The following is a 6,562-nucleotide window of genomic DNA, read 5'->3' as shown; positions in this document are numbered from 1 at the left end:
AACGCCGGCCACCCCTGGCCGCTACGCCTGCGCGACGGCGTGGTCGACGAAATCCACCTGACCGTCAACCTGCCCTTCGGCGTCGAACAGCAAGGCCCCTACACCGTCCAGAACCTCGACCTGCGCCCCGGGGACCGTCTGCTGCTGCACACCGACGGCATGCAGGAACGCGACGCCGAAGCGGTCGACCTGCCCGCCCTCCTGCGCGGGACCGCCGCCGAGCACCCGCGCGAGGTCGTACGCACCCTGGTGGGCGCGGTCGACGACGCCTACCGGGGACGGCCCCCGAAGGACGACGCCACCGTGCTGTGCCTGGACTGGTACGGCCCGCGCCCCTGAAACGGACCGGCCGGATCGCGACGATCCCGTGCCGCGCGCCGGACCTCACATGGCGCAGGCGCTGCCGGGGAACCGACGGCGTTGCCGCCGAGGGGGCCGCGGCCACCGGTGCCGCGGCCCCCGACGGGACGTGCGGTCAGCTGTCGACGGCGTCGGTCACGTGCTGCCAGCTGTCCAGGTCGGCGATGCGGGCCTCCAGGGCGGCGCGCATGCCCGTGGCGCCGGAGGTGCCGAGGGCCAGGCGCAGCGGGGGATTGGGGCTGTCGACCGCGGTCCGGATGCCTTCGGCGATCCGCGCCGCCGGAGAGAACGCGGAGGCCGGCAGCTCCGCGATGCCCTTCTGGACCTCGCGGACGGTCCCGTCGTAGTCGGCCAGGCCGGTCGCGACATCGAGGTTGGCAAGGAAGGGGGTCGCGGTCAGCCCGGGCTGGATGTTCGTGACCTTGATGCCGAGCGGGGCGACCTCGGCCACCAGCGCGTCCGACAGCCCCTCGACCGCGTACTTGGTCGCGGCCAGCAGGCCGACGCCGGGATGGGCGGACTGTCCGTAGATGGACGAGCCCTGGAGGATGTGCCCGGATCGCTGGGCGCGGAGCACCGGCAACGTCGCGCGGAGCACGTTGAGCACTCCGAAGACGTTGGTGTCGAACACGGCGCGAGCCTGCGCGTCGGAGGCCTCCTCGACAGCTCCGAACAGGCCGTAGCCGGCGTTGTTGGCCACCACGTCGATCCGGCCGAACCGTGCGACCGTGCGCTCCACCGCTTCCCGGACGGCCGACTCGTCACTCACGTCCGCCTGGATGAGGAGCAGCCGCTCGCCGTGCACTTCGGTCAGTTCGTTCAGGGACGCGGTGTTGCGGGCGAGCGCCGAGACGGCGTCGCCGCTCTCGAGCGCCTGGAGCATCAGTTCGCGGCCGATGCCGGACGTCGCGCCGGTGATCAGCCAGGTACGGGGGTGGGTCTGCTGAGTGGATGTCATGTTGCGACCGTAAGGAGTTAGGTCGCAACGAGTCAAGCTGGATGGCGTTCCAGGTTGCCTGTTAGCCGGATTAGCGCCTCTTCCTGCTGGGGTAGGGTGAGAACATGAGCCAGGGCATCAGCAGTGCGGCGGCCGGATCTCCCCAACTCGGCCCGCGCGCCGTCACGCCGGCGGTGGAGGCCGTGCTCGCGTTCGTGAACACGCGCGCGGACGGGGCCGGCCGGCGGGAGCTGTTCGGGGACGGGGACTCGTTCGCGGCGTGGCTGGCCGAGTACGACGAGGTCGGCGGCGAAACCGTGGCGACCGACGCCGATGCCGCGGCCGCGCGCGAGCTGCGCGATGCCCTGGTGACGGTGCTGCTCGCGCACTCGGGCGACGAGGAGAGCCTGGGTGAGCCGCTGCAGCGTGCCGAGCGGCATCTGCGGCGCGCGGGTTCGCTCTACCCGCTGGCGACGGTGGTCACGGCCGGTGGTGTCGAGCTGGCGTCACCGCAGGCGGGGGTGGAGCGGGTGTTCGGAACCGTCCTGGCTGCGCTGGCGACCTTCGCCCGAGGCGGCGACTGGGGGCGCATCAAGGCGTGCCGGAACCCCCCGTGCCACTTCGGTTTCTTCGACCGCACCCGCAACGGGGGAGGGCTGTACTGCAGTCCCGGCTGCGGCTCCCAGGTGTCCATGCGCAACTACCGCCAGCGGCAGCGCCGAGGGAGTCAGGCGCCGGACCAGGTATGAGGACGAGCGGCCATCGCCTCAGTGGAGGACGCTGACGGCGCGCGCGATGACCAGGAGCGAGGTCAGCAGCGCGGCGATGCTCTCGACGCTCATCAGTACCTTGGCGCGGGTCGACAGCGGCATGGTGTCGGTCGGGCTGAACGCGGTGGAGTTGGTCACCGAGACGTAGAGGTAGTCCATCAGCGCGGGCACCCAGTCCGAGGAGATGCTGGCGCCGTCGGAGACTCCTCGACCGCGTCGTCGTTCTCATCCTGGGAGAACCGGAAGTCCGCGAGCGGTAGTTCGCCCCGCGGGGCCTGGGTGCGCCGGACCGGGCCGCCGCGGGCCAGTTCCCAGTAGGCGAGCCCGAAGACGATGATGTTGGTCGCCCACACCTGCAGTGCGGCGATCAGCAACGACCGGCCGTCCTGGACGCCGGTGGAGACCAAGGCGTGGATCAGCAGACCGAGCGCGGTGAGGTTGGCGACGCCGATCACGGCGACGACCGCCAGTGACAGCAGGCGCGAGACACGGGTCTGGCGGGTCAGGCGGCGGGGGTTGACGGCGATCAGCGGGACGAGCAGGAGCACCTCCAGCGAGGGCAGGACGAAGCGCGGCGCGACCAGCAGTTGTTCGGGCAGGGCGAGGTACAGCAGTACGGCGACCAGCGTGGCCACCACCGCCGGGAGCCTGGCCTCGCCACGTCGCTCGTGCCGGGGGTGCCGCGGGTGCCGCCGCCGGGACTCGTCACCGGCGTGTCCGGTAGCCATGATCGTTCGTCCCTCGTTCGTCCCTTGTTCGCATGTCGCCGGTGCGGTGCGACGGTGAGCGGCGGTAGCCGGAGTGGCCCCGCACCCGGTGACCGTGCCTGACCGGCGTCTGCCCCTCGCACGCGTTCTCATGCCGGGCGGACGACTCGCCCGCGGGCCGCGCGGCCGGTGGATGCGATTGGCCGTGCGCATTCGGGACAGGCGCACATCAGCCGCCGTGGTGTGGCGGTCCCCCCGGAACCGGAAGTGCGTGATGGCCATGGGCAAGATCCTCTACAAGCCGCTCGGGCTGTTGTTCGGCGTCCTCGGCGGGGTGGTCGCGCGAGGCGTCTTCAAGCGCCTGTGGGCGCTCCTCGGGCACGAGGACGACGCACCGCAGGCCACCGACCGGAACCGGACCTGGCGGGAGGTGCTGACCGCCGCCGCCCTGCAAGGAGCGGTGTTCGCCCTCGTCAAGGCAGCGGTGGACCGCGGCGGTGCGGTCGGCGCCCGTCGCCTGACCGGCACCTGGCCCGACTGATCCCGAAACCGGTCCCCTCTTGGGAAGCCGTAGGAAGGCAGCCCCGTGAACGAGTACGACCGCGAGCGCGCCCACCGCAGGTCCGCCGACCTGTCACACCTGAAGGACGAGGTCGACGAGAAGAACACCGAACACATCGACCGGGCGAGGCAGGCTGACGACGCCCGCCGTACCGACCCCGAACGGGACACCGCCGAGCAGCCGCCGGGCTCAGCGGCCGACCGACGGTAGGGCGGCCGAACTCTCCGTGGCGGGTCGACCCGACCGGGGTCGGGCCTGGCGGGGGCCGTGAGTGGCACGCCCATGGTGCGACGCCGACGCCGCCGGAGTGCGGCCGTCCGAGGGATTGTTCATTTGGTGTAGATTGTCTGTTATCGGATGAAATCACATGGAGTGGTCCGCGATCTGCACAGGCCGACTCCCGCACCGATGCAGGTGCCCGAAACCGCCGCCCAGACGGCTCGAGGAAGCCGGGCGTGACTCCGGGCCAGGCCTGCGGCATGCGTAGGGACCGCACATCGCGGTGCGTAGGCCGAGGGCATTCGTGCCGGACGCCCAGGAGATCCCCGTGCCCGCGACCGTCGTCGACATCCGCCCTCCCACCGCTCCGCCCGTCGAGCCGCGCGCACGCAACGCGCCGCCACATACGGTCCCGGCCGATGTCCCTGAGTGCCCGAGCCAGGAAGAGCTCCGAGCCATGGGCAAGGCCGAGGCACGCCGGCTCAGCGATGCGCTCTTCGCCCGCCTGGCCGCGCTGGCCCCGGAGACCCACGCCCACAGCTACGTCCGCTCCACCATCATCGAACTGAACATGCCGCTGGTCCGCTTCGCCGCCTCTCGGTTCCGGCACCGCTCCGAGGACATGGACGACCTCGTCCAGGTCGGCACCATCGGGCTCATCAAGGCGATCGACGGCTACGACCCCGAACGCGGCGTCGAGTTCGTCACGTACGCCCTCCCCACCATCGCCGGGGAGATCAAGCGGTTCTTCCGCGACACCTCCTGGCCCGTCCGCGTACCGCGCAGCATGCAGGAGCTCTACCTGTTGGTGGCCCGCGGCTCCGACCGGCTGGAGCAGGAGCTCGGCCGCCGGCCCCGGCCCGAAGAACTCGCCGCCCGGCTGAACCTGACGACGGACCAGGTCGCCGAGGGCCGGATCGCAAGCCGGATCTACCGGCCCGACTCGCTCGACTCGCCACGAGACCAGGACGACGACGAATCGGGCGGCGCCCTGCTCGACCGCCTCGGCGCCTGCGACCCGAACCTCGAACTCGCCGAATTCCGCACTGCCGTGCGACCGCTGCTCGAAGAGCTGTCCCGGCGCGAACAGCGGGTACTGGCACTCCGGTTCTGGGGCCACCGCACCCAGTCCGAGATCGCCACGGAGATCGGGGTCTCCCAGATGCAGGTCTCCCGGATCCTGTCCGCCACCCTCGCCCGGCTCCGGGAACGGCTGGAGGACCTGGACGCACCGGGGTGGGCGAACGACGACCGCACCGCGGTCCGCTAGGCCACGGCCGATGGTCCGCCGAACCCTGGGCGGACAGCTCCCTGCCGGGTACGAGACGGCTCGACGGACACCCCGACCGGCTGCGCCGTCGATGCGGTGGCCCTTCGCCGCGGGCCCGAAAGCCGCCCACTGCTCGCCGACGGCGCGCAGGCGTATGTCGCCGCATTCGCCAGGAAATCCGACGGTTCTGCCTGTTCGCGCCATCATCACCTTCACCCAGGGGCTCGCCCCAGCAACTCGCCCCGGACGGCAGCCGGGTCAACGCCGTTGCCCCAGGGCCGGTCCGGACGCCCCTCATCCCTGCCACCATGGCCCCGGACAAGGTCGCCGGGTTCGGCACGCAGTCACCGCTCGGACGGCCCGCCCAGCCCGCAGAGATGGCATCCGCCTACGTCTTCCTCGGCTCCCGGGAAGCGAGCCACCTCACCGCCGGGATCATGAACGCCACCGGCGGCACACCGCTGCCCTGAGCACCCGTCAGTGCCGCCGTGGCGTCGCCCTTCCCGCTGCGGGGCCCGGCCCCGGCGCCGGGCACGATCCGCTCGGATGTGCGTACCTGTGGGACCGGGAGGACGCCGCGGCGGCGACCGTCCTGCGCCTCCGGAGCACCTCGTGGTCAGGCCGCCGCGGAGAGGGGTGTTGCGTCGCCCAGTTCCAGGACGCGGCACTTCGGTCCTCCGCCGCCCTTCGCGAGTTCGTCCGTCACCGGCACGGGCTCGAAGCCGTGCGCGGCCAGCAGCAGGGCGGTGCGTTGCGCGGCCGCGGGCAGCACCACGTGCCGCCCGTCGCTGATCACGTTGAGGCCGTTGAGGCCGAAGCGTTCGGCGTCATCCTCTTCCACGGCCAGCACCTCGGGGAAGAGCTCGGCCACCCGTCGTCGGCCGGTGGCGGTGAACGCGCCGGGCCAGAACACCACCGTTCGCCCGTCCAGCACGGCGAGCGCCGTGTCGAGGTGGTAGAAGCGCGGGTCGACGAGCCGACGCCGGTCACCGGTCCGCCGAACCAGCGCGCGGTCTCCGCATCGGCGGCCCGCTCGGTCCGGAAACCGTTGCCCGCTGCACGGTACGGCCGGCCTGAAGGTGGTCGCCCTCGCCCTCGTTGACGTACTCCGCGGCGGCGACCGTGTCGTGCCCGCGGGCGCGGAACCACTTGTCGAACGCCGTCGATTCGCCGGAACGCTCGCCGTGGCGGAACGACGAGACGAGGACACGCCCGTCGATCACCGTCGCTCCATCGGCGGCGAACACCATGTCGGGCAGCCCCGGCACGGGACCGATCAACTCGACGACGTGCCCCAGCCCCTCGACCGCCGACCGCAGGGCACCCCACTGGCGGACTGCCCTGTCGCGGTCGACGGGCGCGTCGGGATCCATCCACGGGTTGATCGCGTAGTCCACCGCGAAGTACGCGGGAGGACACATCAGGTAGCGGCGCGCCTGCGCCGACCTCGTCCTCGTACGGGCCGGCTCACTCATGGTGGCCCTCCCACCTGTCACAGGTCGGACGCTCGTCCGGCAGGCATTCGACTCCGGTCGACCGCACGGGGCTGCGGCGCGTCGTTCATCGCCGCGCCTTGCGCCGGAGGGCCCGCTGGATCGGGCGTCCACCCGCGTGGCTTGCCTCGATGCACTGCGGCCCAGCCGGTCGCGTCCCTCGTGACGCTCTGCCGGCCGGGTCGGGCGGCGGTCGGCAGTGGCGCGGGCAGGATCCGGCTGTTCGCCCACCCGATCCCGGGTA

8 protein-coding genes and 2 pseudogenes are annotated in these 6,562 nt (G+C 72.0%); 6 read left to right on the top strand and 4 right to left on the bottom strand.

All coding sequences use genetic code 11. From position 1 onward, the window contains the following. Positions 1-339: PP2C family protein-serine/threonine phosphatase (locus AA75_RS26200; RefSeq protein ID WP_033822711.1), on the top strand; the 339-nt coding region annotated here is incomplete at its 5' end. Between the two features lie 136 nt (positions 340-475). Here AA75_RS26200 and AA75_RS26195 read toward each other — a convergent pair. Continuing rightward, positions 476-1,318, bottom strand: coding sequence for an SDR family NAD(P)-dependent oxidoreductase (locus AA75_RS26195; RefSeq protein WP_033822710.1), 843 nt, complete (start codon positions 1,316-1,318; stop codon positions 476-478). A gap of 104 nt (positions 1,319-1,422) precedes the next feature. Between AA75_RS26195 and AA75_RS26190 the strand changes: the two genes are divergently transcribed. After that, complete coding sequence (locus AA75_RS26190; RefSeq protein ID WP_033822709.1) at positions 1,423-2,046, top strand: ABATE domain-containing protein; 624 nt, start codon at positions 1,423-1,425, stop codon at positions 2,044-2,046. 18 nt (positions 2,047-2,064) lie between these two features. Here the strand turns inward: AA75_RS26190 and AA75_RS51020 are convergent, their stop codons facing one another. Then, positions 2,065-2,238, bottom strand: coding sequence for a hypothetical protein (locus AA75_RS51020; protein ID WP_199520417.1), 174 nt, complete (start codon positions 2,236-2,238; stop codon positions 2,065-2,067). Further along, complete coding sequence (locus tag AA75_RS26185) at positions 2,226-2,795, bottom strand: hypothetical protein (RefSeq protein WP_199520416.1); 570 nt, start codon at positions 2,793-2,795, stop codon at positions 2,226-2,228. Before AA75_RS26185 ends, AA75_RS51020 begins: the two co-directional genes overlap by 13 nt. Before the next feature lie 253 nt (positions 2,796-3,048). On the opposite strand from AA75_RS26185, the gene AA75_RS26180 reads away from it, so the two are divergent. The 4 genes and pseudogenes from AA75_RS26180 to AA75_RS46020 all read left to right on the top strand — a co-directional run. Beyond that, positions 3,049-3,315 carry a DUF4235 domain-containing protein gene (locus AA75_RS26180; protein WP_033822708.1) on the top strand — a complete coding sequence of 89 codons (267 nt, stop codon included), beginning with the start codon at positions 3,049-3,051 and terminating at the stop codon, positions 3,313-3,315. Between the two features lie 45 nt (positions 3,316-3,360). Beyond that, positions 3,361-3,546, top strand: coding sequence for a hypothetical protein (locus AA75_RS26175; RefSeq protein WP_033822707.1), 186 nt, complete (start codon positions 3,361-3,363; stop codon positions 3,544-3,546). A gap of 466 nt (positions 3,547-4,012) precedes the next feature. Continuing rightward, the gene (locus AA75_RS26170; protein WP_063794442.1) at positions 4,013-4,825 is read left to right on the top strand and encodes a SigB/SigF/SigG family RNA polymerase sigma factor; all 813 of its coding nucleotides are present in this window, start codon (positions 4,013-4,015) and stop codon (positions 4,823-4,825) included. A gap of 199 nt (positions 4,826-5,024) precedes the next feature. After that, positions 5,025-5,295, top strand: a pseudogene (locus AA75_RS46020) (SDR family oxidoreductase); the annotation flags it as partial. A 146-nt stretch (positions 5,296-5,441) separates the two neighbouring features. Here AA75_RS46020 and ddaH read toward each other — a convergent pair. After that, a pseudogene (gene ddaH, locus AA75_RS26165) lies at positions 5,442-6,300 on the bottom strand (dimethylargininase). Positions 6,301-6,562: the final 262 nt, after the last annotated feature.

This window comes from Kitasatospora sp. MBT63 (genome assembly GCF_000710465.2).
GTDB lineage: Bacteria > Actinomycetota > Actinomycetes > Streptomycetales > Streptomycetaceae > Kitasatospora.
This window is presented reverse-complemented; position numbering and strand designations above follow the sequence as displayed.